This window comes from Parabacteroides sp. KHUB-03 (assembly GCF_056640975.1).
The window spans coordinates 911,447-937,495 of sequence record NZ_CM153257.1 but is presented as its reverse complement, the minus strand read 5'-3'; the positions used below and the strand labels follow the sequence as shown (position 1 = coordinate 937,495).

Sequence of the window (26,049 nt, the reverse complement as noted above, 5' to 3'; positions counted from 1 at the left end):
TAACCTGTTTTACAATTAATTTTATTTTCAAGCATTTAGAAATGATAGTCAATAACTCCGCCTATGTAAAGCAATTTTCCCGGCTCGAACTGGCAGACCGTCTGTAAAAACGAGTATGATTGTTCGGCATAGCCATTAACGCCATGCTCGTCCATATAGAACTGATAACCGAGGTCAAGCGGATTTTTGAGAAATTTTTCAAGTTGGTACACCGCCCCAATCCACATCATGCAGTTTTCAACGGTAACGGCTTGTGCCTTTTCTTGGATGGCTGTAACAAATTCCTTTTTCCACTTGTCCGCACCGCCATTGTATCGGATTGTGTTTTCTCCCACAAGAGTGAACATTCCTTTTGGCAATGCCTTTTCTATCAGATTGGCAATATGGAATTTGCGTTCTTCCTCGTCTATCTCCGAACAATAGTCGTAATAGTGTCCGTCCCCTTGTTCAAGGGTGTCCTCGTTCAAGTAGTTGTCCCTGTCAACTCTTGTTTCCGTGATTTGAAAAATCTTGCTGTGCATAATCAGTCTGTTTTAATCGTTGAACTTTTGTCTTTTTCTTTTCCCTTATTTTGAAGCCTTTATCGGCTTTCTTGTCGGGATCTGAATTTTACGTGCAACCAAGAGACTGTGGAAACAGAGGGATAAGACAAGTAAATGGCTGAGGAGTTGATGAAATACCCAATTTACGCCTGCCGGAAATTGCGGAAAGCTGTCGTCAAGTCCATAAGGCATTAGTGGAGCCGATCGGTGGAACGGTACTTGGCGTTCCCTCGCCGCAGTACCTTTGCAGAGGAAAATAGAGCCGACAAGATGAGCCGGGGAAAGTTCATAATTCTCAATAAATATAAAAGTCAAAGGCACACTATTAAAAAGGTAACGACAATTATCTTCCGGATAAAAAAGGATATTAGGTTCCATTTAGGTTATACTTAAACGGACTATAAAAGGCATTGCCATCAAAGAAGGAAACGATGATAACGGACTGAAGCCAAATACCAGCTCAGTCCGTTAATACATCAATTTTATTCTTCCTCTGCCATTGCTTTTCCGTATGCAATAATTTCATCCATTGTAAGCCATTGAGGTTTTTCGTCTTCCTTGAAACTATTATAAAGTTTAGCCATCAGTTTAATTTGCAGATTTACATTGCCTGCCCACAAGCGTTTGATATTCCGATTGCCGTAATTAAGGTAGTATTCGCAATCAGCTTGTAAACGACCTAATAATTGGTACCTGAATACCATATCACGATGTAAAACTCTGTCTATTATCTTTCTCTCATCTGAATTTGTTTCCATATTTACCATAATCTTTTTATTTTGATTTTTTCTTCTCCCTTATTTTGAAGCTTTTATCGGCTTTCTTGTCGGAATCTGAATTTTACGTGCAACCAAGAGACTGTGAAAACAGAAGGATAAGACAAGTAAATGGCAGAGGAGTTGATGAAATACCCAATTAACACTTGGTGGAAATTGCGGAAAGTTGTCGTCAAGTCCACCAAGCCATTAGCGGAACGACCTGCATAGCGGTACTTGGCATTCCCTCGCCGCAGTACCTTTGCAAAGGAAAATAGAGCCGGCAAGATGAGCCGGAGGTGTTCATTATATGTGACAAGTAAAACTGCTATAATTGGCAGATAGATAGCAGGAATTGTAAAACAGGAAAAGCATAACAACTCCGGCAAATTCTTTTGATATTTGACGGAGTTGTTATATAGTTCATGCTTTTTTCTTATTAAAAGCATAACAAAATCGGCAAGACGCATTGATATTTGCCAAATTTGTTATAACTTTGCAACATAATTGAAGAACAATAATGACTGCCGTAAATCAGATAATAGATATTGCCAGAAAACAGGACGGGCAATTCACACGAAAAGACCTGCTGAATGCGGTGCGCTCTGGTATGAAAAACATATCAGAAGGTTCTCTTGTTGTGCTTTTGAATAGGATGCTTGCAGAGAACAAAATCATCAGAGTTTCATACGGGAAATACAAATTAAATGAAGATTTGAAATATGATTTTTTGTATGAGCCAAGCGAATTTATGCTTTCACTCAACAGACATATAAAAGAAAAATTCCCTTTCATAGATTATTGTATATGGCAACCATCTATATTCGCTTCTATGATGTTACATATACCTGCGGTAAGAACCACATTGGTAGATGTTGAAAGGGAGGCAATGGAATCCGTTTTCATGTCATTACAAAACATGGAATCTGCAATCCCTGTTTTTTTTAATCCGAACCAAGAAGATGCGGATCGATATATTACAAATCGTGATATGATTATTGTTCGTCCTCTTGTCAAAGAGGCTCCAATAGATATTATTGATGGCTGTCCCGTTCCTACATTGGAGAAAATGCTTGTTGATGCCATATCCGACAAGGAACTACAACATCTTCAGGGTAATGAATTATATACTATATATTCAAACGCCTTCTCGGACTATGAAATCAAAATGCCACGGCTGTTGAGATATGCGGCACGCCGTAACAGAAAACAAAAAGTCGAACAAATTATCAATACAATCAATATATGATACATCCCGATAGCAGGACATTATCTTGGATAGAACAAGTAGCCAAAGACAACAAGATAAAAGATATAGCCCTCGTTGAAAAAACAATCCGTGCATTCTCGTTGTTGGAAGCATTAGCCCGGTCCGGTTGTCCCTTTTTATTCAAGGGAGGATCTTCCTTAATGCTTCATCTTGATACCGGCAAACGACTTTCAATCGACATTGATATAATTTGTCCTCCAGGAACAAGGATTGAAGATTATCTGGAAAAGTATTCCGAAGAATATGGTTTTGGAGAGGTTAAATTGGTGGAACGTATCTCTCGTACCGATATACCAAAACAACATGCCAAATTCTTTTACCAGGTGGCATATCCGGCAGGAGGACGTCAGGACAAGATTCTGTTGGATGTATTATTCGAGGAAATTCATTATGCAAATGTGGTGGAACTTCCCATTAAAAGTCGTTTGTTAAAGACAGAAGGAGATCCCGTAATGGTAAAATTGCCAAGTAAAGAAGATCTGCTCGGTGATAAATTAACCGCGTTTGCTCCTCACACGACCGGAATCCCATTTTTCAAAGGAGAAAAGAATTGTTCAATGGAAATCTGTAAACAGTTATTTGACGTTGCATCGCTTTTCGACATAGTTGGTGACTTATCTGTTACAGCGGAAACATTCAATAAGTTTGCGATGGTTGAACTTCAATACAGAGGTGAGAATCCTGATGCAATTCAAAAAGTTTTGGATGACATTTATGATACAGCCAAATGTATAGTAATGCGCGGGCAGGACAATCAGGAGGAATTTGACCTGATTCAAGATGGAATTAAAAAAGTGCGTGGCTTTATTCATAGTGAAGTCTATACTTTGGAAAGTGCTATTACAAATGCTTCAAAGGCAGCTTATCTTGCCAAACTTATCAGTAATGGCATAAATGAGATAAAGCACTATAATCCATCCGAAGCAAATCTATTGGTCAACGTAACGATACACTCTCCACTCTCAACCAAATTGAATAAATTAAAGAAGACGAATGCAGAAGCGTTCTTCTATTGGAGCGAAATACAAAAGTTATTATAACGAGATTTTTATAATGCAGAAGAGCCGATCCATCACGGACAGGCTCTCCTTTCAAAAGAATTGACATTTAACTAATCAATTTGAACAAAAAGAATCTTACACTTTCCTATTTCATATATAGCATGACTTTGGTATGTCTGTTAGCTTCAGTGGGTACATAATTGGAAATACCTCCTTGACAGACCTTTGTTATATTTTCAACAGTCACTCCGCGCCTGCGCAACTCCGTGGCAATATAATCGGCTCTCGATGCGCTCAACTTATTGTTTATATCGGCAGTTCCGGTGGCAGCGTCAGCCGCACCTGCAACAGTCACGGATAATCCGTATTTCTTTGTCACACGCGCCAGTTCATCCAGATTGACCAACTGGGATTTATCAGTCAGTTGAGCCGTGCCGAGTTCAAAGAAGAAATAGACAGGTGAACCGATGCACTCGTTGCCGGAACCTATAAAGGAGAGATAATCCGAATGGCTATAAATGGAAATGCTGTCATTATTCATATCTGGAGACAGCAGGGAATCGGCACCTGTGACATAGAAGCCGTTTACAACGCTACCGTCATTATTGGGTATGGCATTGACAAATTCAGACTTACTGAACAAACTGTCATTGGACAATGGAGACTTACCATCCCAATGCCTGTTTTTCAATCTTGCCCGGAGCGAATTCAGTCCGCTGTAATCGTTTCTCGGATAGACATTGCCCAAACTCTCCCGGTCATCAAACATCTTGCTATATTTATCAAGCAAGCCCTCAATTTCCAGAATCTTCTTCAATTCGTTGATCGTTCTCATCGCCCTGTCATGTTGCCCGGTGTATCTGCGATTACTCTCCGATAGCTGTGAAGCGTAACCAATCAGCCACTCGTTCTGCCGGATGTAAGGACTCGCATCAACGGCACGTTTCCAGCCGGTCTTTCCAATCGTAAACGACAAGCCGGCTGACACGGAGAGCATATTATCTCCGAAACGATTGGATTTGCCATAGCCATCAAAGTCCTGGAATGTGGAAACATTGCCAATTTCCAACAATGCAGACAGCCGTTTACAGATACGGTATTGTCCCTGTATTCCGTATGAAATGGCAAACGGATTATGTCCGTTCTGCGGATTGTGCATCAGTCCAAATCCTATGTATGGAATGATTCCCCAACGAGGATGCTCAACCTTGCCATACCGATATCCAAGCACATTCCACATCAAGTCAGCATGAAAGTGATGGTAGTCATTTGTGACCAGTTCGCAATCTTTGAACTGCCAACCTCCATAACCGATTCTTGCTCCGATCTGCGGAGTGAACCACTTGCCAAACGATGCGAAAATAGTAGGCTTTATCCTGTCAAATAAGTCGGCACAACCAACAGGTTTGCCAATGAACGCACTTGCCCCACCTTGAAGACTGACAAGCCAGTTGCCGTTCCAAGGCGATGTCACGAATACACCCTTGTGGTAAGTCGGATCCAAAGGCCGAAGCATCTGTTCGATATCCGTGTACGACTCCAACTGTACAGTGTCCTTTGTCACAGGTGGTACAGCCGCTTTCATGTGCAGTGAACAGCCCATACCTGCCACTGCCAGAATTAAAAATATTTTCTTTGTCATATTCAACGCATTATTTTGTTTTGTTATCCATTGCAGAAAAACATATTCTGCCGATTACCTCTTTTGCTTCTTGCCGGAAGTCGGTCGCATCATTCTGCTTGCCATCATCATGCAACGCCTTGCCCACGCACGGTTATCCTCGTCATCATCCTTTCCCCATTTAAGGTTGCTTTTACTTCCTCCACCGCCATGCGTTTCGGCAAATGTAGTGGCATCGTTGACCATACCAAGGAAGAGGAGCGTGGCGCAGTGCATCACTTCCGCCCCTTGCCCGGTCAGGCTCTGCAACAAAGAACCGTCAAAGACGGATTGCTCCGTAGCTTCCATTTCAGCCACTCTTGCCGAATGCTCTCCAACCAATGTTTCCAGCATCACATCTTTAAGCAGTACATCCACGTTGGAATGGATTTCACGACTGTATTTATAGGCTTCGCCTTTCAGTTCCTCCGTGCGCTCGCCAATGGCATCCATGTCCCTTTTAAGGGCTTCAAGCTGTTGGTCAGCCATCCGTAACTTATCCTGCTTATCTTCCAGTTTCGTTTGGATAGAAGCCAGTTCTTTTTCCAACCGTTCCCTCTCGGCTATAATGGTAGCCGTATCTCCCTGATGGGATTGAAGGGTGCGTTCCAATGCCGATAGTTGGGATTCCTTTTCCGCTTTCGCTTTTCGGAGGTTATCCACCATAGAGGTCAAGCCTTTCACCCTGCGCTCTGCCAGACTTATTTCCACTTTAAGGTCTGCCAATGCTTTTTTGTGTTGGACAACCTGTTCCTCTATATTGGTACATTCTTCCGAAAGGTATCGGCGGTATTCCTCCGTGCTTCGATGTCTTGCCCCGGTTTCGGAAACATTACGTCCCCGTTCCAGTTGCCATTTTTCGTTCACTTGCGAGAGTTCATCGTGTAACATTTTCATTCTTGCAGAAAACTCATATTTGTCCTTTCCTGCAAACATCTTTTTGAACGCAAACTTACCGTCTTGGATTGGCAATAAGGTAAGGTGCATATGCGGGGTCGTTTCATCAAGATGTACATAACACCCGACAATATTCTCCTCACCGAATCTTTCACTCATGAACCGGTACATATCTTTTGCCCATTCTTCTATTTCCGGCTTTCGTTGAAGCGAAGCATTGGCGGTATTGTTACCGGAACCATACACAACAGCCTGGTCTCCAAAAGCAAGCTGCCGCATTTGAAACTTCGATCCGCCCAGTATAAAATCCACGACCGTGCGAAATTTCGGTTCTGCCAAATCCGAATTGGGATCTTTTATCCCACGCCAGGCAAGGTTTTCAGCCATGCGTTCAGGAATAGACTTGCCCTTGTTTACAGGTCGCACTTTACCGCCCTTTACAATCTCGAAATTCAACCGTTCCCTCTGGCGGTCATAAGTTCCCTTGGCTATGGCGTGTTTCCAGCCGCTTTCCGTCCAGTTACGCTGGTGTTCGTTGCTTTGTGCGGCGGTTATGCCTTTCATCACGTTCATGTGCATCACCTGCCATGATTTTTCAGCCATATCATCCGTTTTTATCGGACAACCGATTTGCCCCAGCTTGCTGCTTGTCCGGCAACCGCTCCCACCGACCGTAGTCGTGTGGGGTATTGAGTTACCCATACTTCCCTCTGTTTGGTCAACGTGCAAGCACCGCTGCACGCTTAAAATGGCAAGCCTACAAGTGTAGGACATCACGGCTCGTCCGTGGTTATACAATAGTTTTTGACTTACAACACCGGTTGTGGAGTCTATAAAAGGTTGGAATCACGCTCCTGATACTTTGCCCACAACGCCCTGAACGGCTGTCGGAGCGTGGCAAGCATATCCGTTTCACCGGAACCGTTATCGGCTATCTCATGCTCACAGTCCAGAATCATCTTGGCGGTTATCTTGGATGCCTCCAAAAGTGAAGTCCAGTCACCTTCCAGTTCCTTATGAAAGAACTCCAGGAAATCGGTCGGATCATCGAAGCGTGAGTTTCGTATGGCGCGTTTCAGTCCGGCTACGGCTACACGCTCGACAATCTCTTGGGCAAACTCCGTTTCTGCACCTACCTTTATTGCCGGCTTGTCGCCCGAATGATCTTTGCCGGATTCATCGGCAAGCCGTTTCCGTCCGGCTTCATGATACTGTCCACAAATCTCTCCCATATCTTCGTCAGACAGATTGCCATTTATCCATTCGGACAAAGCCTTGTCCAAATCATCGGCAAGTCCGGTCCCTGTCTGACCGGTACAAGAGGCAGGAGTTTCGCCACTGGAGAATGGCGCAAAAGTCACGGTAATGACCACACTCTTTGCGAACCTTGTCCGACGAATATATCCCATCTCCTCCAGTTTGTCAAGGAACGCCCTGACGGTAGCCCTGTGCCAGTGCCATTCCACCGCAAGGTCTGAAATGGTCACATGACACTGGTCAGCCTGCAACACATACTCGTGGTTCTTCAAAAAGGGAGCGATAAAACCTGCCGTTGCTTTCTCCAACAGGTCGTAGTAGGCACCGGTCTTTGTCTTCCGTTCACCGAATTTCTCTTTGAGGTAGTCGAAAAACATCATATCTGCCAATACCTGATTGGCGGCTCTATTCTTGTCTTTCATCATTTCATTTGATTTTTATTTGACTATATGTGGATTCTATTAACCTGCCACTATCCACTTATTCATGGCAGGTTCGCGTGATGATGTTTGTAGTAATGTTCGGACATTGTTTTTGGATTTTCTTTCAAATGCTTGCGCGTGTCTTCATCCTGCCATTCGGATAGCACACGGCAAGAGGGATAGAACATGGCGGCCAAAAGAAGAAAGGCAAGCGTGAATGCCGTGGTGTGCAGATGTGGTACAGCGCAGATGACCAATGTGATCAAGGCTGCCATAACGAACCTTTTCTTATCCTCGTGGAGTCTGTGCATCCACCTGTCGGCACATCTGAACGAGAACAGAACGGCACAAGGTATGGTGGATATCAGAACTCCCCACTCTCCGAAGTGTCCGCCGGCATAGACATAGTGATATAGCAGGAGGAAGATAAGCATACACTGCACATAGAGTTTCCTCGCACTCTCGCTACCCGCCATTCTGAGGTAAAACTTTGCCATAAAAAGCCGGTTGTTCCTGTACAATGACATGGGCAGTATAATGAGCAATGCCGGAAATGACATTTCGATGACAATCCAAATCATAATCGTAATCCTTTGTGTAATCAGTATTGTTTGAATAATGGCAGTTCGGTCAGTTCCAGTTTGACCAGCCCATAGGTGGCAATCTCTATAATGGCTTCCACATCCTTGGCTTCGAGATATGACGCTCCTTTTTTAAGCCGTGACTTTAGCTCGTGATTCTTTTGACGATACCTGGCCAATGCCTTGTCCAGCTCGTATTCGGATATGTTCCATTTCGTGCCACGCTCATAGCCATTGTGCTTATAGGTGGAACGGAGCCGGAGCATACGGCACACGCAGGAAACCGGCCTGCCCCGTCTGAACACGACACTTTGCCTGTATCCATATCCGTCATCCACGACTATCCAACTCCTGTACATATTGATAATGTATAGCATTTGCAGGTAAATCGTCCGTCTCATATAAATTCGGCAAGCAACTCCTCCTTGGTCTTGCGGTACTTGAAATGACCGGTCTTTTCGTGAAGTTTCAAGTCAAGACAGATGTCAGAACACATGAACTCCAGGGATTCATAAATGGTCACGTCAATGCGGTCAACCTTGCCGGTATCAGAAACTCTCGCGTTCATCTTGAACATCTGTCCGAAAGCCGGATTGGAATAGGCACAGGTGCTGCTTCCGAATGTCGTTGCGCTTGAAGGAATATGATGATAAAGGGTTATCAGCTCCATGTCGTCCTCGAAGATGTCCATCACTTCTTCCAGATCGTATGGGTCTGCAAGCGGAAACGAAAGGAGGACGTAATCGTCATAGAACTGCGGCTGTTCCATTGTGGTTACATCCAGCAATTGCGGAAGCTGGAGCGGCACAAAGGAGAGAAAGTCATCGTAAAAGAGTTGTAGCATAACTGTTGTGTTTATTTGTTTCTGGTTCGTCAAATGGATGTGAGCATTATCTTGATCAGTACTCCGGGCAATACCTGCCATTGGTCATTGTCCGTTCCGGCAGTCTTGTTGAGTTTGGCTATCATCTGAGGTGTCCGGTCAGCGACTGCATGAAGTGTTGTCCTTTCCATATCGGACAGGATAGCTACGCTGAAGCCATCCAAAGCAACATACGGCTGCAACAACATCCAAACGTAAGCCCTTGCCTGCGCTTCGGTCCTTACATTGCCTTGGTTGATGTCATCATGGCAAGCCAAAGCGTTGAGTATGATTCTCCGGTTGGTTCGCCTGGCTGTATATACCAAGGCATCCCGGTATGAGAGCCTGCCATTCTCCGCAGACTGGAATATCGACAGGCAGCATTTCTCCGTGTCGTGCGTAATGGCAGAAAGGTCGGCATCGGCAAGTTCAGTCAAATGGTCAAGGAACGAACGGAACAGCCTGTCCTCTTCCTTTATGAAAGCAAGCATTTCACTTTTGCCGCTTATTCCGGATTTTAAGGTCTTGGAAAGGAACATCCGGTATTTTTCAACGACAGCATTGGCACTGCCTTTATATGTCGGGACGGAATCCAATGGTTTGAAAAACGGCCCTGTTTCCGCTGCCGACCGCATCAGCTCCGTGTCTTGCCGGTATTGGGAAGTCTGTTCTCTGATGAGCAACACATCCGCAAAAGTTCTCGGCTTCTCCAGAGCCAGACGGGTAAATTCAATGCGCAACGAATCGTGCAATCCACGAATTTCGCTTTCGTAATTGGCGTGAATACGGTTTGCCGTGTCTTTGGCGACACAGGCAGATACCGAATCCCGAAGCGACTGCCAGTCGTTGATTTTTTCAATCAGACGGTCTGTTGGCAGGTTTGCTTCCTTTCGCACCTCGGACAGGTATGACCTGTAAGCATCGGCAGCATTTTTAACGGTCTGAAACATACTGTTGCCGGTCTTTTCTCCACATGATGCCAATGTGACAATGGCAAAACATACGGCAAAAGATTTGGCATACGAAGCACGTTTCTTTGAGTATGATTTCAAGTTTCCTCTCTTCAATTTTTGCATTGATTCTACTTTAAACAAGCCTTTACACATGATATTTTATTGGTTTATGGTGGCAAAGTTAAGTATAAAAGTTTGTATAATAATACTCTAAAATAAAACTTTAATCTATTTTCTTTTTCATACTTGCGAGTATAATCCGCAAAATAAACAAGAGCGTAACAAGTGAAAATACAAAGTATAATAATTGAAAAATATTTTGTTGAGTATGATTTTAACCGAATTAAACTTTGTATCTTTGCACTTGGTATCATTTAGCATTGAACAGCACTATGGCAAAAGTAGGTTACATATTCAAGGCAGCCGGCTATGACGGCTTCGACACTGATGTGGAGTGGATGAAACAATACGGTTGTGTACAAGTGATTGAGGAGGAAAACGGACACGAGAAACTGCGTCCCCAATGGAAACAGCTTATGGCAAGTATGGAACGGGGAGACGAAATCGTACTCGCTAAATTCAGCAACGCCCTGCGTGGTTCTCGTGAACTGGCGGCATTCATCGAGTTCTGTCGTGTAAAGGTGGTGCGGATTATCTCCATTCACGACAAGGTTGACAGTCGTGGCGACCTGTTCCCTGAAACCAAGGCTGCGGATGTGCTGGAGATATTCGGTGCGCTTCCGGAGGAGTGTGCCGCATTGCGAAAGGCTTCAGCGCATATCATCCAACTAAAGCAGAACATAAACCAGCCGTCCAAAGAGAATAACATCAGCAAGGCGGAACGAGAGAAGACCATCGTGGCGATGTACAACAACGGACATTCCATTGATGACATCTGGAAAGTAAGCGGATTCAGCAGCCGAAGCTCCGTGTTCCGCATACTCAACAAATATGGAGTGTCGCTCAATCGTGGTAAGTTCAGCGGGCCGCTAGGAAAACGTAAATCAAAGGAGGATAAAAATTTATGAAATGCTTTTTTCGTTCATTTGATGCAGGCATCGGAGATTGTAATATTATTCGTCTCGTAAAAGATGAAGGTGAGCAGTATGTAATTATGGTAGACTGTGGTAAATACACAGCCCCTTTAAAAGACTATTTGCAAAATATACTCAATAATCATATAGACCTATTAATTGTCACCCACATAGATGAAGATCATATACAAGGAATAACAGCCATGTTGAAAAGGCATAACAATCTTACGATAGGGAAAATATGGTATAATTGTTATCGGCGGATCGAATACGCTGAACATATAGAACTCAATGAGCAGCAAAAAACCATTCTAAAGCAAATACAAAATGCATTACCCGTAGAGTTTGACTCAATTAACTATCGGGAAATAAGTGCTCCACAGGGGAAATCACTTGCTAAAGTTATCCTTGAAAAAGAAGAACTAAAAAGTGCTTGGGAAACTACATATATTACTTGCGACACTGAAGACTTCTATATTCCAGGAGGTTTCGGAAAGATAATTTTTTTGGCACCCAAGCAAGACGCATTAATAACAATTGAAAATAAATTCAAGGATGCTTTTGACAAATACTTTATGCAGGCCTGGAATGAAAGCATAGAGAATAGCGAAGAACTACAAGAGCTACTCATACGATTGGTTGATTCCTATAGGAACAAGTTTGAATGTAAGCAAATTGCTGCAAGAGAGAGAGAGATCTATGATGCAACATTTGTAAGGAATCAGGCTAATGAAGAAGACGCAGATGATTCCGACACCAATTATTCATCCATAGCATTTATGTTAGAATGTGGGAAACATAAAATAGCTATGTTAGGAGATGCTTTTGCCAGCACCATTGAGGAAACTATAGATAGCAAATATAAAGATTGTACAAAACCGTTAGAATGTGATGCCATTAAAGTGTCTCATCATGGAAGCAATGGCAACAATAGCAAAGCATTATTTGATCGTATCAATTCACACATATATTTCATACCCGGAGGAAAGGGAGAACAATATCCGACATGGGGAACTTTTGGTAGAATAGCCGAAACACATAAAGATGAGCAACCAAAATTGATTGTTTTCAGCCGGAAATGTGAAAATACAAAGAAAATGAATGAATTGAATGAGGGAACAAAACAAGATTTAGGTATAAAAACCATTATTACAGAGCAAGAATATGAGTTATTTGAATGGTAAAACAGCAGAAAATATTGTAGTACCAGTATATTGTGAGTCTGAACAAGGAACAGCTTTTTTTATCAGCGAAAAACAGTTGTTGACTGCTCGTCATGTTGTAAAAGCACATTTTCAAAGCACCTCTGCCCCTGTGCCAATATATATCGATGTGGCAGGTCAGAAAATCTTATGCAAAGGTGATGAGTTATTTATCCCAGGAAATGCCATTGACTTAGCAGTATTAACCGTAATAACAGAAGAAAACTACCACACAACAAACTATTTAACTTTGTTATGTGACGAGTATGTAAAAGACATGCCACTTCATGTATATGGCTATCCACAAGAAGTGGCTATGGGTTGTAATTTAGTGGATATTGAAGTAAAAAACAGGCTCAAGATAGATGGAAATGCATGGTATGATCGAACCTTGATACGCAACGATAAATTTACTCTTCACAATTACGATGGTTTGTCTGGCTCTCCTGTTGTTAGTATGTCTGGGAGAGTAATAGGCGTCATCGTTCTTCAAATTAATGAGACGCTAAGCTATCTATCAATATCAAAAGCAAAAGTTCACCTTGAAAACAAATCTATTCGATATGAAATAAATTGGGCGGCAGATGACATCACAACAATGGGAAAAGGTCGTAGTTTGCAACTCTGCAAAGAAGCTGTCACTATTGTTCATGATCGTTACATGCCTAAACTACACCAAGAAAATCGAGAATTAGAAAATATACTGGATTACTTCACTGATAAACAAAAGTTAGGCGAAAGCATAAAAAACGCAACTAAGTTGGCAAAGTGCATCTGTCAACTGCCAAATAAAATAGAAGAAATAATTCTGAACAAATTGAAAATTTGGCAAAAATTAGACATTGACTTATTGATGGCTAATGGTTGTGCTGTACTAAGGCGTTGCTATGACTTTATAGAAACTAAGCCTTTTCAATTTGTTGATGATTGGAGCAAGATTATGGAATTAAACGAAATTTCTTCTAAACTGAATGATGACGATTTCGAACGCATTAAATATGCCCAAAAAACAAATTTATGCCTGATAGGAAAAGCAGGTTCAGGAAAGACACATAGTTTATGCAATTATGCACTGAACAAACAAAGTAAGGCCAATATCTATCTTTTCTTCGGAACGGACTTTAAAGTTTATCAGTCTGCCATCAACTATATAAAGAAAACCATATGTCAGAATATAAGTCTTGAGGATTTTAATCAAGAACTGAAAATCCGAAAACATTACGCAATAATTGTAATAGACGCTATTAACGAAGGATTAGGTTGTAGCTATTGGAACAACCATCTTGGTGCATTACGTACAGAGTTAGAAAAACATGATCATTTTAGACTTGTCATTTCTATTCGTACACCATTTGATAAAGAAATAAACGAACTCTCAGAAAACAATAAGTGGCATATACAAAAAATCGACGGATTTGTAGACAAAGAACAAGCCATTAATGCGTATTTTAAATATTATAACATTGACCATAATCAGCTAAATTATCATATAGAAGCTTTTAAAAATCCACTGTTTCTAAAAATATTCTGTGAAACCTTTCATTCATTGCCCGAAGGAGAAAAACAAGCCATAAACAAGCAAATGCTATATAAACGGTATGTGACCAAAAAGAACGAAATCATTACAGACTTAGTGAATGAAGATCCTGAACTAAATATTGCAGACCGCTATATGTCAAAACTCGCAAACTATTGCGTTTATTACAACCATTTCAATCCTATATCCAGATGCAAAGCTCGTCAATACGGACAAAGAATAGCACCATACAGGTTATGGGATAAGGATTTGATGAACGCTTGCTTAACTGCTAATTTACTTTTAGAAGATCGTTCTAATACAGGAGAACTATCTGTTATGTTTGAATATGAAAACTTAGGGGACTATTATAAAGCCAATGAATTACTACGGTCAAAAATGACTATAAAAGACTTATTACAATGGATAGAAAATGAAAGAAAATATTTAAAACAACACCCTTGCATTCCGTCCGAGAAATTCAGATCGGCAATTAAGGCATTGTTCGATTGTTGGTATTATCAAGGATTGGAGGTTTACAATGAAAGATTCTTGCAAAATGGAGCCCCTTTATATGAACTATATTATGATTTTTTAATTGAATCTGATATACCCGATCAACAACTAATATCCATTTTACTAAAACTTGACAACGACAAAATCAATCCTTTACGACTAATTCAAAAATTCAACGAGATAACTCTTGATGAAACTTTACAAATACATGAAAAACTAAAAGCTTATCCAACAATAGCCAGTAGAGATTTATTGTGGACACGTTATGTGAACCAAATATATGAGAAGTATGGTGATAATTATATCAAGGATGTATTTTTGAGATTTAATCCGACATTAGAGACAAATAACCAAGAACGGGAATATCTCATATGTATCAATTGGATGCTCAGCTCTTCGCATCCAAAGTTTAGAGCAATTATTATCCGCAAGCTTAGAAACATACTTCAAATCCGCCAAACTTTAATTTTATGGCTTATTAAAATGTTTGAAGATATCAATGATCCTTACGTATTGGCTGGACTTTATTGTGCAGTATGCGGTGTCGTGCTTACTTCCCGAGACAAAGAATTACCGTCTCAAATAGCCGGTCACATATATAAACATTATTATGAATCTTATGAAACTGTTCCACAAGACTTAATAGTTCGTCAGTGGACCTTGAAAATTATAGAATACGCATATCATCTTGACAAATCATGCGACTATTGGAAACGCATAAAAACGCCATTCAAAGCACAACCAATCGACGACAACGCTATCCCAGAATACGATTATATATCTAAAGGCTTTTTTGGTTTGCAACAGGGTTCTATTATGATGTATAATTCTATGTTTAGTTTTGAAGATTTCAATAGATATATCATTGGTACCAACAACAGAAATTTCAGCAATGATTATTTTCAACGAACAGAAGACGGAAAGTACCAGGGCGTTTCACTTAATAATATCATGGCTGAAATGACTTACTATATTGTAAATGTATTTTGCTGGAATGACAAATTAGGATATTTAGACAATGGCAAATATTCACGCAACAGATTTCACAATGAACTGGAAAGAATAGGTAAAAAATTCCAGTGGTTAGCATGGTATAGGGTTAATGCACATCTTATGGATACTTGTTATACATCAAAAAAACAATACTACTATAAAGACACAGCCGATGAGAAAGATATAACTTATAATCCATATCCGTGGAACAGTGCAGAAACGTCTCGTTTTGACCCTACTCTTGATATAAAACCAAAGTATTTCCCGACTACTAGATTATTTGGAATAGAAAAACAAACCATTAAATATAATCAAGACGAAGACTGGATTAACAAAAATAATATTTTACCAGAATTCAGATATGAAGCCACATTTCAGGATGGTTTTAAATATGTTATGCTAGTGGGGTATGACACTGCAAAAAAGGATGGGAAAGAAACATTTTTATTTAGCAACGCCTGTTTTGTTAAACAAAACGATTCAGAGCTTTTTGCTAATTGGGCAAAAAAACAAAATTTCTATGGGCGATGGATGCCTGAACATCGTGGAATGACGGGATTTTTATGGAATGATTATCCTTGGGCTGATGTATACAAATCCTCAATTGAACATGAAATCTGGTCTAAACCAAATGATTGTCCTTGTGATATACAGTTGTCATATGAAGCACAGTTGCAAGAAGATTGGGAAGGTATAGACGAGAATGACGAATTTTTAAGTACAGTATATATGCCATGCGCAGAAATGATGAACCAGATGGGGCTATATTGTTCTGAAATACGAGGCGTGATAAAATTAACTGATGGCAGTATTGCAGCATTGAATACAGACCATGAGAATTGCATAAATGGCCTCTTTGTACGAGAAGATATACTTAATGATTATTTGATACGCAATGGCTATATTATGTTCTATTATGTGTTGGGAGAAAAGGTTCTCAAAATAGGGGAAATGAACTCTAAGATGAAAGATCTTTCAGCAGCATATCAATATCAACATAATTGTAAGATTATAACAGTACAACCAATGAGAGTTATAGAAAGAGAGAGATAAAGATACTTAAATGAACCCTGAAACAAAGATTATGTAATAAGAATAATAATCGTGTAAAGTGTTTACCAAACAAGGAATGCCGCCATCTAAATAATATTCAATCTACGTACAATTGTTAGAAAATTCCATATATCAACATAATTGATTATCCAACAATTAAAGAACAATACGATGAAATTTATGAATAAGCGAGAATACGCGATAGTCAACAAGGATTGGCTGGAAGCGAAATCCAAAGAAGATGGAGTGAAGCCTCTCCCGAAAGGAATCTATTACAAGGTCATCAGCGAGGGAAAGAACAACGGCAGACATCCTACGTCCCGCAGTATCGTCACCACACACTACACGGGGTGGACTATAAACGGAAAGAAGTTCGACAGCAGTCGTGGTGGAATACCAATAGCATTCCGTTTGAACGAACTGATAGAGGGCTGGATTATCGCAATGCAACAGATGTGTATCGGGGACAAATGGGAGATTTACATCCCTGCCGAAATGGGATATGGCAAGTTCTCGCAACCCGGCATACCCGGTGGATCAACACTCATCTTCGAGATAGAACTTTTCGGAATTGCATAGGTCAAGAATAACCGTATATCTTCTCGAAAAAACGTTTCATCCTATTGATATTTAACATTATACGCTCGTTTATGTCGCGATTTTTTCGTATCTTTACGAGTAGTAATCAGAAATAAATCAGTGATATGGGAGACGTAATCATTACAGTATTGGGATTGTGGGTGTTCATCAAAATCGTGAAAGTGATATTCGGAGGCTGGAGCAAAAGCGACTACCAGCGGGACAGGTAAGATTCAACCAACAGAATGCAGCCTATGACAGTCGTTCATGTCTGGCATAGCGAGGGACTTAAAAATCAGTATTTAATTCTCCCTCTTGTCGAAAATATCAACCCAAGCAAAGGGCGGGCAGTAAACGAGTTTCTTCTGCAAGCCCGATAAATAACAAAATGTTTTGCCTACCGGGAGAAAACGAAGTCTTGGAGCGGTTGGCAAATCTTTTTGTATCGGGCGATTTCGGCAGAGTGTCTTGCGAAAGAGGAGCAACGTGCAACATTGCGCAGCCGAGCAAGTCTCTCGAAGAAAAATAGAAGAAGCCGTTTACGGGATGGGTGAAAACTTATAATGGGCAACCCATAGATGTATAACAGGTAAACATACGAGCAAAAACAAAAGCGACCGAAGCCGCTTTGTTTGTCGGAACGAGGCAGGAGTTATTTCTTGCCTTTTTTCGTTTTCTTTTCCGACTCCGCAGGAGTTTCTTCCTTGTCGGGTGTCTGGTAGAACTTGTTAGCGACCATGACGATGCGGTTGTGTTTCACGCCGTCCTTGTCAATCCATTCTTCGGGTTTGAAGTAGCCCTCCACTGTGAGCAGGGTACCCTTGGTGATTTGGGCAAGCGAATCGGTGTTGGCGTTGTTGCGCCAGGCTTCCACGTTGATGAAAGCGGACACACGTTTTGTTTCCTCGCCACTCTTCTCCTGACGGCTTACTGCCAATGAGAAGCGTGCCACGCTTGCGTTTGCGAACTGACGGATTTCTGCGTCCTTACCTACGAATCCTGATACTGCGAAATTGTTCTCAATCTGTTTCATGTTACAATGCTTTAAGTTGTTAATTAAATTATTTTTACGCTGCCAATATAAGTGAGTGCAGTTACAGGGTTGCGACAAGGTTAGCAATCAAATACTCTTTATTTTTGTCAGCGTAAGCCGTCAAAACCTCCGGCCCGATAAAGGAAGATTTGTGAAGTTACACCATTGACCAAGGCCTTCAGCCGTACCCGGCTGCATACTAACTTTGCAACGGAAAAATGAGGAATAACACGACCAAAAGCTGTAACGATATGGATTGGTGAATAAACAAGTGAGCGAGGTTCGCAGACAAAGGACAGTATCCGTCCGCAGACACGAAGTTTCAGGTACGCTTCGGCTGTAAATCCAAAAGAAGCAGAGTGATGAAGCGAGGAATCCAGTATGTCCTCTCAATGTGGATGCCGTAATACAGAATCCGTTATGACGCTGCAAGCCAAAGGTATTTTGCTATGGAAGGGATAGCCGAAGAACAGAATGGCACACGATGATCGCGGAAACCTGCATCAGAATAGCCGCGTTCTACCTTACCGACAGAACCGGAGAAATCAAGGCAAAGAAAACAAAGGCAAGAAGTCCGGTACTCGTTGAACAAAGCAGCCCGGTCGCCATTGCGAAATATGAAATGCCATATATACAAAAGGAGACTTGACTGTCAAAGATGAATATATAAGAGGAAGAACGGCTTGCCTTGCAAGCTCCAATTATAAAAGTTGATGCCATTGGATATGTATTTCCAAATGGCATGGACACAGCAATGTGGTGCATTGCCCCACATTGCCGTTCTGCCAGATGTCGGTCAGTTCAGGTATGACCATTCTTTTATCTCCAGTTCCTCGCCACAAGGGAAATCAATGATAGGGTCACAAATGAATGTACCACAGAAATTGACCACTACACAGCCATTTTTCAGAGAGGCTGGTTCACTCCAATCATTGTCCGTATGTCGGATATGATACCACAGTTTACCCTTGGGCAAGGTCTCGGTGGCAATCCGCAAATCAATAAATTCGCCCTCAATGGTCTTGCCATTCTCCAAAGTCAGAAGCATAGGCGATTTGCTTTCTTTTCTGTAATCGTACAGCATAATCTTTCTTTTAATCTGTTATCTCAATTATTTCATCAATCCGACCGCAAAGGAATGTCCGTAAAGCGGTCTTGTCCACAGCATAATATTCGGCTATATGTCCGTATTGCTTGACAAAGTAGCGTTTCAGTATGTCCGAGAAGTCAAAACGGTAGCCCATTAGCGGAACAGCCCTTTTGAAATAGGTGTTGCTGTTCACGTTGTCCGTAAGCCAATTCTTCTGTTGTCGGCTCATTGGCGTACCCTCATTGAGTTGCACTCTTAATTGATAGACCTTGCTGTCTTGCAGGGTTGAAAGTTCGGGAATATCCCAATCCACAAACCTTGTCGCTATCGGTGTCATCATAAAGCAATCCTCCATTAGTCATAGATTAGCACTTCATCCCGGTATTCCACCACCTCCTTGCCATTGGTGAGCCTTACCACTATCTCGTTGCCGTAGTCTCCCACGACTTCACCCTCTGTATGCCCCTTGTAAGGAGTCAGTAACGTGCATAAGCACCCGATAATGTCCGTATCTTGTTCGTTTTCGTAATACATAGTCAGTGAGTTTTTAAGGGTTATCGGTATGACCATTCTCCATTAGAGAACACTTGGAAGTTCACATATTCGTTACATAGTTCGTGTGTCAGCACTCGAATGTAGATTTTGTCTTTGTCCTCCAAAAGAGAAATCATCTTGTTTATTTCTTTTTCGGGATAGTCCCATTTTGACGAAAACTCGCCCTCGATACTGTCTTCCGACCTGTCAAGGTAACAGTCGCAAAATGTGTCTTCCAAAAAGTTCTCCACCTTATCAAGGTCTTTCTCGTTCTCCGTACTTGCGTAGAAGATGTTAGTCGCATAATTTGCCATAATCGCTTTTGATTTGATTTTTTACTTTTCCCTCTGTTAGCATCAACTACTTTCGGGTTTGATTAAAATTATGTCGCTTTGTAAGGTGTCCCGGCTCTTCCTGCAAGGCTTCACAGACAAAATACAACCTCAGTTGAAAACCGAGTGTGGAGATTTTGGCTTGAACCGATAGGCTTGACCTTGCAGGGAAGAAAGACGGGATATATACCTTTGCGACACAATTCTTATCTGCCAACCCGAAAGACGATGTGAAGACGAGAAAGGATAGTAAGTGTGCAACAGGAACACTATAAACGGCAAAACGCATTTCAAACAATAGCGAATAAAAAGAAGGATTTGCTGACGAAAAGAAAAAGCAATCAAGAGTTTAGAAATTGAGAAAATCAAGCAGTTTAGTTTAGAACTTGATTAGATATACAAAAACCAAACTAAACCTATTCCATTATTACTTTACTCACGTTATTGGAAACCGCATCAAACCTAACTTTCGTCCGAGGAACAGGCGAGGGACAAACAACAATACAACGAGGGACAAATTATGTCCCTTGCATTTCAGCATGGTTTTTCAGGAATGTTTTTATAGCTTTTTTCTTTTGGTATGCAAGATTACGGCTTTTAGTGTTTATGAAATAATACAGAATCTAACTCTACATCCGAGGGACAAGGAGAGACAAAGCAAAAATAATTGCGAGGGACAAACCGTATCTCTTGCAATTCAACACGGTTTTTGGGAAATGGTTTTATTGTTTTTCTTTCTTTTGGTATGCGAAATTTTGTCCCCCGTTTGTCCCCCAAAAATATTCTTCAAAAATTTATATATTGATATACAGCATTTTATATGGCAGAAATATAGTTTGCGTGGGCAAATAAACATTCTGCATCGGGAAATGATATATCGCAATTAACCGCAACGAATTAGAACCAACTATAATGAAGTCGCTGAAATTCAGTGGCTTTTTTATTTACCCCAAATCCAGTTCATAGCGATTGGATAGTGTTGTTCACCATATTTTTCTACCGTATTTCTACCGCGAAACAAATTGGGGTTTGTCCCCGATGTCACACTGAGGTAGTCAACAACATGTGTTGACAATGGTTTACATAGGTAGACAAAAAGCGAAATTAAAACTATATGGTTTCATTAAAAATATGGAGAAAACAACATGGAAGTAAAAAGAATTTGTCAATGGTGTGGCAAGCCATTCATTGCGAAGAAAACAACCACTAATTATTGTAGCCACCAATGTGCCAGTCAAGGCTACAAACACCGAATGAGAGAACGAAGACTCGAACTTCGTGAGTTACAGGATTTGATAGAAGTAAAAAGTAAACTTGACCATCAAGACTACTTTACTTTTGCACAAGCCGCACAGTTGATGGGTGTTTCTCGCCAATACATTTACAAGCTCGTAAAAGAGGATAAGTTGAGAGCTTCAAGAATCAGTGCAAGGATGTCAATCATTCGCAGAGCCGATATTGAGCTGATGCTTAAAACGCGCCCCTATGAACGAAGAAGAATTAAAGATGACCTTGATATAACTGAGTACTACACTGCCGAGCAAATTTCCGAAAAGTACAAAGTATCGCAAAAATGGATTTGGGCATATACAAGAGAGAACAATATCCCCAAAATCCGTATTCGCCAGTTCAACTATTACAGCAAAAAGCATATTGATACTGCGTTTGCCAAATACAAGACAGACGATGCACTGACCGAGTGGTACACTCCTGATGAGATTGAACAAAAGTATGGGATGAGTCGAGTTGCCATCCGCTCCCATGTCTATCGTAACAACATCCCGTCCAAAAAAGAACACGGTCAGATATTCTACTCAAAGCTACATTTTGATCTATCCAAGCAGACTGCCGAAGATAATTCTTCGGTTTAGGCAGACCAGAAAATGATTCTAAAAATGAGCATTGTCTGTGTCAAGCCATTACGGACATTTGCAGCAAATCAAGTATAAACTAATAATAATTGTAACTATGTTAGAATGTAAAACAGTAACATTGAGAACACGCCCTTTGAAACATGGGATGCTTTCTTTCTATCTGGATTATTATCCGGGGTATCGTGACCAGGAAACAATGAAAACCATCCGTCACGAAGGATTGAACATTTATATTTATGCCAATCCTAAGAATGAACGTGAACGCAACTTCAATGCAACTATGTCGGAAAAGGCGGAAGCCATCCGATGCCGACGCTTTGAATCTATCGTTAATGACAGGTATGATTTCTTTGACAGGCACAAACTCAAAGCGGATTTTCTGGAATACTACCGCAATCAGCTTCGCAAGCATGACCAAAAGTGGGAATTTGTGTACCACCATTTCTACAACTTCGTTCATGGCAAATGTACTTTTGAAGAAATTGATATTGACCTTTGTAATAAGTTTCGTGAGTATCTGCTAAATGCCAAGCAACTCAGGCGTGACGGTCGCATTTCAAAGAACTCTGCTTCCGGCTATTGGTCAACATTCAGGGGACTTTTGAAAATCCTTTATCGCAATCGGCTAATCAAGACCAATATCAATGACTTTTTGGATAAAATCGAAACAGAAGATACTCCAAAAGAGTATCTAAGTGTGGAAGAACTATACAAATTGGCAGAAACACCTTGCAAAAAGCCAATTCTGAAGACAGCAGCATTGTTCTCATGTTTGACCAGTCTCAGAATCAGCGATATACTATCGTTACAATGGCATGAAATCGTTGACTTTGCAGCCGGAGGAAAATGTGTCCATACAATTACCCAAAAGACCAAGACGGAGGACATCATTCCTATCAGTGACGAAGCCCTGCAATTAATCGGCTATTCTCCGGAAAAAACCGGATTAGTATTTAAAGGATTGAAACGAAGTTGGACACAGCAACCCATGAAAGAGTGGATTCGCGAAGCCGGTATTACCAAGAATATCACTTTCCACTCCTACCGAAGAACATACGCAACACTTCAAGGAGCAGCCGGCACAGACATACGTACCATTCAAAGTAACATGGCACATAAAAGTATTACCACGACACAACGGTACATGAAAGTTGTGGACAGCAACAAGCGTGAAGCCAGCAACAGAATCTCTTTAATCCGCAAGTAAGAATTAAGGTACAAATAATCTCGTTTTTATCGCTCAGAGTATGATATTTTGCATAAAATCATACTCTGAGCATATTTTTTCTTAAATTCTGAACGATTATCCATCGCAAACTGCAACTATTTGGAAATCTGCATATAAATTTGTCTTATTGTAAAACTCAAACAGTATCAGTTTATGACGAATAGTATTAAAATCTCTCCTCAAAGAACCAGTTTCATACTTTCAGTAAGTGTCATCCTTTACTGGGCAACAGACTCCTATTTATATCTTAGTTGCCATATCAACCTGATGGAATATTCCACTCCAGTTATTCTATATATTACGGCAATGATACTCGCCTGTGGAGTACTTAAGCATTTCTTCTTCCGATTCATTACAAAGAATGAATTGAGTTTGTCTTTTGGCAAGCAAGTAAAACCTCTTCCTGTTGAACTAACTGAACAAATTAAGGAGATTGAACCGGAGTGTCCAAACGACAAGGACATAAATCCGGTAAATTTAGTTGCAGAAAGTGTTGTAACACAAGATTATATGGATAATTATGAAGTACGTATGGCTGAAATTGAACGTAAAAAAGCCGAAAGGCAGGCGGACATTAAGCGTGTCATTCATGAATATACCACATTTGTAATGACGGAATTTCTCTCAAAAGAAGATCTTGAAATTATGCATGAAAACATAGAGTATTTTGCGCACGGACAGTCTGATTTATACAAGCCAATCCGTTCAAAAGTAGATAATTCCCTCCGTTCTATCGACCTAATGCATTTCGTATGGAATATCGGGGAGAGATTGAGCATTTCTCTTATAGACAGAGCAACATTCATACATACGATATTCCCACATGAACTAAAAGATGCTTCGATTAAATATCTGGCTAAAAATCTTCGGACAAGAGGAATTTGCAAAATAGCCCTTGATATTCCTAAAACCGGAAATTATCACTTCAAATGTATGAAGAATGACCCTGAATCGGACTTAGATTCAACCAATTAGGATTATTCAACGCAGATAGAAATATTATTGCTTTCTGAGGTTTGTCAGCGTTACATCATTGTGTTGGTTTGCAGCATGTTAAACAAAACAATGTTATATCATGCAAAGAAACAAATTAACCTTCAATGACCTACCGAAAGTGGTAGGCGAACTATGCGAGAGAATCTCAAGTATGGAAAACCTGCTGACAGAAAAACTTCATCAGCAGCATAACGAGGTAAAAAAGGACACTCATGTGCCTATGACCGTCGATGAAGTCTGCGAGTATCTGGGTATCTCAAAATCATCCTTTTATTACAAAGCCAAACATGGAGGTATTCCAATCATTAAACAAGGCAAGCACCTATTTGTCTATCGTGATGAATTGGACAAATGGTTGGAAAGCGGACGAAAAGGAGACACGCCTATAAGCATAGAGGAAGAACACGCCCGAATGCTTGCAGCTACACGGCACAAAGCCAATCCTAAAAACTGGTGAGTATGGAAACGATAGCACCCAATCAAGATCTCGCTCAGGTCGCCACAAAATGGCAAGACACCATGCTCAGTTTGGAAAAGGTGTACGAACAGGAGCCGGAAGTTCTGAAAATAGGCGGAGTGGCTATCGGGACATTGGGAAATTTCAGTGCATCCATTGGCAAGGCAAAAAGTAAAAAGACTTTTAATGTATCGGCAATGGTGGCAGCAGCTTTGTCCGGAAAGGAAGTCCTTAACTACACAACAGATTTTCCCGATGGAAAGAACCGCATCCTTTACATTGACACAGAACAGAGTCAAAACCACTGTATGATTGTGATGCATCACATCATGAAACTGGCAGAGTTGCCTGCCAATCAGGATTGTGACCGTTTCTATTTTCTCGCTTTACGCAAGTTCAATCCGAAGGAGCGTTTGGCCATTATAGACGATGCCATCAGTCAGATTGAGGGGCTCGGCTTTGTCGTGATTGACGGAATCCGCGACTTGGTTTATGACATCAATTCACCAAGTGAAGCCACCTGCGTAATATCCAAACTTATGCAATGGACTGACGAATACCAGATTCATCTTCACACCATTCTTCATCAGAACAAAAGTGATGAAAATGCACGAGGGCACATTGGCACGGAAATCAACAACAAAGCGGAAACGGTCATTCAAATCGAGAAAGACAAAGACAACAGCAACATCAGCAAAGTGGAAAATGTGCATACACGTTCCAAAGACTTCCTGCCATTCGCTTTTTGCATCAATGACCAATCACTTCCCGAACTTCTGCCGGACTATGTGCCGACAAAGAAGAGCGCAGGTCGTCCCAAGCAGGAACCATTCTCCCCTTATAAGAACATTCACGAATCCATCCATCGCAAGGCTCTCGAACTGGCTTTTGACGGAAAAGAAACTATTTCTGGATATAAGGTTTTGGAAGAAGAACTGACTACTGCCTACGAACTGGCAGGAACGAAATTGAATCACAACAAGATTGTGGAGCTAATAAAGTTTCTCACGAACAAACGGATGGTGGTTCAGGAAAGCCGTGGCATTTATCGGTTCATGCCGGATTACCACTATTGACGCTCCACTTGACTTTATTCTAAAAGTGTCCATTCGTATATAAGTCAAAGTCTAAGTGCAACGACTGGTTTCATGATAATCTACGGAACTGGTCGCTGCCATTTTATTTTGCAAATTTATTGTGGATAATTCCTTTGGAATAGGTTGTTTTTTAAAGCCACAGGCTTGCCCGTTGTACAGACATTATCTTGTATGGGGAGCCTAATTTCCGATGTATGAATTAAAATGAAAGAAAGAGTTAAGCAACTGCAAATATATTTCTTATTTTCAATGATTTATATCAAACAGTGTAATTCCCTTTAATTCTTGGAAAATCTCATTTTCGACGTATTTTTG

Annotated in this window: 25 protein-coding genes and 1 pseudogene; 11 read left to right on the top strand and 15 right to left on the bottom strand. The window is 41.0% G+C overall.

Features of this window, described 5'->3' with window-relative positions; all coding sequences use genetic code 11:
* Positions 1–35: 35 nt before the first annotated feature.
* The 3 genes from ACYIB7_RS04075 to ACYIB7_RS04065 all read right to left on the bottom strand — a co-directional run bounded on the left by ACYIB7_RS04075 (position 36) and on the right by ACYIB7_RS04065 (position 1,309).
* Complete coding sequence (locus ACYIB7_RS04075) at positions 36–521, bottom strand: hypothetical protein (protein ID WP_480338193.1); 486 nt, start codon at positions 519–521, stop codon at positions 36–38.
* 45 nt (positions 522–566) lie between these two features.
* Positions 567–920, bottom strand: a complete 354-nt coding sequence (locus ACYIB7_RS04070) for a hypothetical protein (RefSeq protein WP_480338192.1) — start codon at positions 918–920, stop codon at positions 567–569.
* A gap of 104 nt (positions 921–1,024) precedes the next feature.
* Entirely contained in the window at positions 1,025–1,309 is a 285-nt protein-coding gene (locus ACYIB7_RS04065) for an LPD11 domain-containing protein (RefSeq protein ID WP_480338191.1), read from the bottom strand.
* 508 nt (positions 1,310–1,817) lie between these two features.
* Between ACYIB7_RS04065 and ACYIB7_RS04060 the strand changes: the two genes are divergently transcribed.
* Positions 1,818–2,546, top strand: a complete 729-nt coding sequence (locus ACYIB7_RS04060; protein WP_177490052.1) for a DUF6577 family protein — start codon at positions 1,818–1,820, stop codon at positions 2,544–2,546.
* Complete coding sequence (locus tag ACYIB7_RS04055) at positions 2,543–3,607, top strand: nucleotidyl transferase AbiEii/AbiGii toxin family protein (protein ID WP_008771346.1); 1,065 nt, start codon at positions 2,543–2,545, stop codon at positions 3,605–3,607. The genes ACYIB7_RS04060 and ACYIB7_RS04055 overlap by 4 nt, the downstream gene beginning before the upstream one ends.
* Before the next feature lie 106 nt (positions 3,608–3,713).
* On the opposite strand, the gene ACYIB7_RS04050 is transcribed toward ACYIB7_RS04055, so the two are convergent.
* The 7 genes from ACYIB7_RS04050 to ACYIB7_RS04020 all read right to left on the bottom strand — a co-directional run bounded on the left by ACYIB7_RS04050 (position 3,714) and on the right by ACYIB7_RS04020 (position 10,323).
* On the bottom strand, positions 3,714–5,210 hold the full coding sequence (locus tag ACYIB7_RS04050) for an OmpA family protein (protein ID WP_480338190.1): 1,497 nt from the start codon (positions 5,208–5,210) through the stop codon (positions 3,714–3,716).
* A 54-nt stretch (positions 5,211–5,264) separates the two neighbouring features.
* On the bottom strand, positions 5,265–6,728 hold the full coding sequence (gene mobV / locus ACYIB7_RS04045) for a MobV family relaxase (RefSeq protein ID WP_480338448.1): 1,464 nt from the start codon (positions 6,726–6,728) through the stop codon (positions 5,265–5,267).
* A 227-nt stretch (positions 6,729–6,955) separates the two neighbouring features.
* Entirely contained in the window at positions 6,956–7,807 is an 852-nt protein-coding gene (locus ACYIB7_RS04040) for a MarR family transcriptional regulator (RefSeq protein WP_480338189.1), read from the bottom strand.
* 59 nt (positions 7,808–7,866) lie between these two features.
* The gene (locus tag ACYIB7_RS04035; RefSeq protein ID WP_480338188.1) at positions 7,867–8,079 is read right to left on the bottom strand and encodes a hypothetical protein; all 213 of its coding nucleotides are present in this window, start codon (positions 8,077–8,079) and stop codon (positions 7,867–7,869) included.
* A 326-nt stretch (positions 8,080–8,405) separates the two neighbouring features.
* Positions 8,406–8,786 (bottom strand): hypothetical protein, encoded by a 381-nt coding sequence (locus tag ACYIB7_RS04030; protein ID WP_480338187.1) that lies wholly within the window; start codon positions 8,784–8,786, stop codon positions 8,406–8,408.
* The gene (locus ACYIB7_RS04025) at positions 8,783–9,229 is read right to left on the bottom strand and encodes a hypothetical protein (RefSeq protein WP_075965722.1); all 447 of its coding nucleotides are present in this window, start codon (positions 9,227–9,229) and stop codon (positions 8,783–8,785) included. The genes ACYIB7_RS04030 and ACYIB7_RS04025 overlap by 4 nt, the downstream gene beginning before the upstream one ends.
* 29 nt (positions 9,230–9,258) lie before the next feature.
* Positions 9,259–10,323, bottom strand: a complete 1,065-nt coding sequence (locus ACYIB7_RS04020; RefSeq protein WP_480338186.1) for a hypothetical protein — start codon at positions 10,321–10,323, stop codon at positions 9,259–9,261.
* A 269-nt stretch (positions 10,324–10,592) separates the two neighbouring features.
* Here ACYIB7_RS04020 and ACYIB7_RS04015 point away from each other — a divergent pair, with 269 nt between their 5' ends.
* The 4 genes from ACYIB7_RS04015 (at position 10,593) to bamJ (ending at position 17,093) form a co-directional block, all read left to right on the top strand.
* Positions 10,593–11,228: a recombinase family protein gene (locus ACYIB7_RS04015; RefSeq protein ID WP_480338185.1), complete on the top strand. Its 636-nt coding sequence runs from the start codon at positions 10,593–10,595 to the stop codon at positions 11,226–11,228.
* Positions 11,225–12,418: an MBL fold metallo-hydrolase gene (locus ACYIB7_RS04010; protein ID WP_480338184.1), complete on the top strand. Its 1,194-nt coding sequence runs from the start codon at positions 11,225–11,227 to the stop codon at positions 12,416–12,418. Before ACYIB7_RS04015 ends, ACYIB7_RS04010 begins: the two co-directional genes overlap by 4 nt.
* Positions 12,399–16,514, top strand: a complete 4,116-nt coding sequence (locus ACYIB7_RS04005) for a S1 family peptidase (protein ID WP_480338183.1) — start codon at positions 12,399–12,401, stop codon at positions 16,512–16,514. Before ACYIB7_RS04010 ends, ACYIB7_RS04005 begins: the two co-directional genes overlap by 20 nt.
* 180 nt (positions 16,515–16,694) lie before the next feature.
* The gene (gene bamJ / locus ACYIB7_RS04000) at positions 16,695–17,093 is read left to right on the top strand and encodes a BamJ family beta-barrel-assembly machinery protein (protein ID WP_480338182.1); all 399 of its coding nucleotides are present in this window, start codon (positions 16,695–16,697) and stop codon (positions 17,091–17,093) included.
* Positions 17,094–17,745: 652 nt separating this feature from the next.
* On the opposite strand, the gene ACYIB7_RS03995 is transcribed toward bamJ, so the two are convergent.
* From ACYIB7_RS03995 to ACYIB7_RS03975, 5 genes are all read right to left on the bottom strand, one after another.
* Positions 17,746–18,126: a single-stranded DNA-binding protein gene (locus ACYIB7_RS03995; protein ID WP_212124428.1), complete on the bottom strand. Its 381-nt coding sequence runs from the start codon at positions 18,124–18,126 to the stop codon at positions 17,746–17,748.
* A gap of 796 nt (positions 18,127–18,922) precedes the next feature.
* Positions 18,923–19,210, bottom strand: coding sequence for an LPD28 domain-containing protein (locus tag ACYIB7_RS03990; RefSeq protein WP_480338181.1), 288 nt, complete (start codon positions 19,208–19,210; stop codon positions 18,923–18,925).
* Between the two features lie 10 nt (positions 19,211–19,220).
* Entirely contained in the window at positions 19,221–19,553 is a 333-nt protein-coding gene (locus ACYIB7_RS03985) for a molybdenum ABC transporter ATP-binding protein (RefSeq protein WP_195628809.1), read from the bottom strand.
* Between the two features lie 17 nt (positions 19,554–19,570).
* On the bottom strand, positions 19,571–19,750 hold the full coding sequence (locus ACYIB7_RS03980) for a ribonuclease P (RefSeq protein WP_480338447.1): 180 nt from the start codon (positions 19,748–19,750) through the stop codon (positions 19,571–19,573).
* Between the two features lie 20 nt (positions 19,751–19,770).
* Positions 19,771–20,064 carry a hypothetical protein gene (locus ACYIB7_RS03975; protein ID WP_008771327.1) on the bottom strand — a complete coding sequence of 98 codons (294 nt, stop codon included), beginning with the start codon at positions 20,062–20,064 and terminating at the stop codon, positions 19,771–19,773.
* Positions 20,065–21,227: 1,163 nt separating this feature from the next.
* On the opposite strand from ACYIB7_RS03975, the pseudogene ACYIB7_RS03970 reads away from it, so the two are divergent.
* The 5 genes and pseudogenes from ACYIB7_RS03970 to ACYIB7_RS03950 all read left to right on the top strand — a co-directional run.
* Positions 21,228–21,947: pseudogene (locus ACYIB7_RS03970) on the top strand (helix-turn-helix domain-containing protein); the annotation flags it as partial.
* Between the two features lie 103 nt (positions 21,948–22,050).
* Entirely contained in the window at positions 22,051–23,163 is a 1,113-nt protein-coding gene (locus ACYIB7_RS03965; RefSeq protein WP_480338180.1) for a tyrosine-type recombinase/integrase, read from the top strand.
* Between the two features lie 174 nt (positions 23,164–23,337).
* Positions 23,338–24,159, top strand: coding sequence for a hypothetical protein (locus tag ACYIB7_RS03960; RefSeq protein WP_480338179.1), 822 nt, complete (start codon positions 23,338–23,340; stop codon positions 24,157–24,159).
* A 100-nt stretch (positions 24,160–24,259) separates the two neighbouring features.
* Entirely contained in the window at positions 24,260–24,637 is a 378-nt protein-coding gene (locus ACYIB7_RS03955) for a helix-turn-helix domain-containing protein (RefSeq protein WP_480338178.1), read from the top strand.
* 2 nt (positions 24,638–24,639) lie between these two features.
* A complete protein-coding gene (locus ACYIB7_RS03950; protein ID WP_480338177.1) occupies positions 24,640–25,713 on the top strand; it encodes an AAA family ATPase in 1,074 nt (357 codons plus the stop codon).
* Positions 25,714–26,049 lie beyond the last annotated feature (336 nt).

Excerpts from the sequence above, each read along its gene's own strand:
- ACYIB7_RS04075 (WP_480338193.1), bottom strand. The coding sequence starts at position 521 with ATGCACAGCAAGATTTTTCAAATCACGGAAACAAGAGTTGACAGGGAC.
- ACYIB7_RS04070 (WP_480338192.1), bottom strand. The coding sequence starts at position 920 with ATGGAACCTAATATCCTTTTTTATCCGGAAGATAATTGTCGTTACCTT.
- ACYIB7_RS04065 (WP_480338191.1), bottom strand. The coding sequence starts at position 1,309 with ATGGTAAATATGGAAACAAATTCAGATGAGAGAAAGATAATAGACAGA.
- ACYIB7_RS04060 (WP_177490052.1), top strand. The coding sequence starts at position 1,818 with ATGACTGCCGTAAATCAGATAATAGATATTGCCAGAAAACAGGACGGG.
- ACYIB7_RS04055 (WP_008771346.1), top strand. The coding sequence starts at position 2,543 with ATGATACATCCCGATAGCAGGACATTATCTTGGATAGAACAAGTAGCC.
- ACYIB7_RS04050 (WP_480338190.1), bottom strand. The coding sequence starts at position 5,210 with ATGACAAAGAAAATATTTTTAATTCTGGCAGTGGCAGGTATGGGCTGT.
- mobV (WP_480338448.1), bottom strand. The coding sequence starts at position 6,728 with ATGGCTGAAAAATCATGGCAGGTGATGCACATGAACGTGATGAAAGGC.
- ACYIB7_RS04040 (WP_480338189.1), bottom strand. The coding sequence starts at position 7,807 with ATGATGAAAGACAAGAATAGAGCCGCCAATCAGGTATTGGCAGATATG.
- ACYIB7_RS04035 (WP_480338188.1), bottom strand. The coding sequence starts at position 8,079 with ATGGCAGCCTTGATCACATTGGTCATCTGCGCTGTACCACATCTGCAC.
- ACYIB7_RS04030 (WP_480338187.1), bottom strand. The coding sequence starts at position 8,786 with ATGAGACGGACGATTTACCTGCAAATGCTATACATTATCAATATGTAC.
- ACYIB7_RS04025 (WP_075965722.1), bottom strand. The coding sequence starts at position 9,229 with ATGCTACAACTCTTTTACGATGACTTTCTCTCCTTTGTGCCGCTCCAG.
- ACYIB7_RS04020 (WP_480338186.1), bottom strand. The coding sequence starts at position 10,323 with ATGCAAAAATTGAAGAGAGGAAACTTGAAATCATACTCAAAGAAACGT.
- ACYIB7_RS04015 (WP_480338185.1), top strand. The coding sequence starts at position 10,593 with ATGGCAAAAGTAGGTTACATATTCAAGGCAGCCGGCTATGACGGCTTC.
- ACYIB7_RS04010 (WP_480338184.1), top strand. The coding sequence starts at position 11,225 with ATGAAATGCTTTTTTCGTTCATTTGATGCAGGCATCGGAGATTGTAAT.
- ACYIB7_RS04005 (WP_480338183.1), top strand. The coding sequence starts at position 12,399 with ATGAGTTATTTGAATGGTAAAACAGCAGAAAATATTGTAGTACCAGTA.
- bamJ (WP_480338182.1), top strand. The coding sequence starts at position 16,695 with ATGAATAAGCGAGAATACGCGATAGTCAACAAGGATTGGCTGGAAGCG.
- ACYIB7_RS03995 (WP_212124428.1), bottom strand. The coding sequence starts at position 18,126 with ATGAAACAGATTGAGAACAATTTCGCAGTATCAGGATTCGTAGGTAAG.
- ACYIB7_RS03990 (WP_480338181.1), bottom strand. The coding sequence starts at position 19,210 with ATGCTGTACGATTACAGAAAAGAAAGCAAATCGCCTATGCTTCTGACT.
- ACYIB7_RS03985 (WP_195628809.1), bottom strand. The coding sequence starts at position 19,553 with ATGACACCGATAGCGACAAGGTTTGTGGATTGGGATATTCCCGAACTT.
- ACYIB7_RS03980 (WP_480338447.1), bottom strand. The coding sequence starts at position 19,750 with ATGTATTACGAAAACGAACAAGATACGGACATTATCGGGTGCTTATGC.
- ACYIB7_RS03975 (WP_008771327.1), bottom strand. The coding sequence starts at position 20,064 with ATGGCAAATTATGCGACTAACATCTTCTACGCAAGTACGGAGAACGAG.
- ACYIB7_RS03965 (WP_480338180.1), top strand. The coding sequence starts at position 22,051 with ATGTTAGAATGTAAAACAGTAACATTGAGAACACGCCCTTTGAAACAT.
- ACYIB7_RS03960 (WP_480338179.1), top strand. The coding sequence starts at position 23,338 with ATGACGAATAGTATTAAAATCTCTCCTCAAAGAACCAGTTTCATACTT.
- ACYIB7_RS03955 (WP_480338178.1), top strand. The coding sequence starts at position 24,260 with ATGCAAAGAAACAAATTAACCTTCAATGACCTACCGAAAGTGGTAGGC.
- ACYIB7_RS03950 (WP_480338177.1), top strand. The coding sequence starts at position 24,640 with ATGGAAACGATAGCACCCAATCAAGATCTCGCTCAGGTCGCCACAAAA.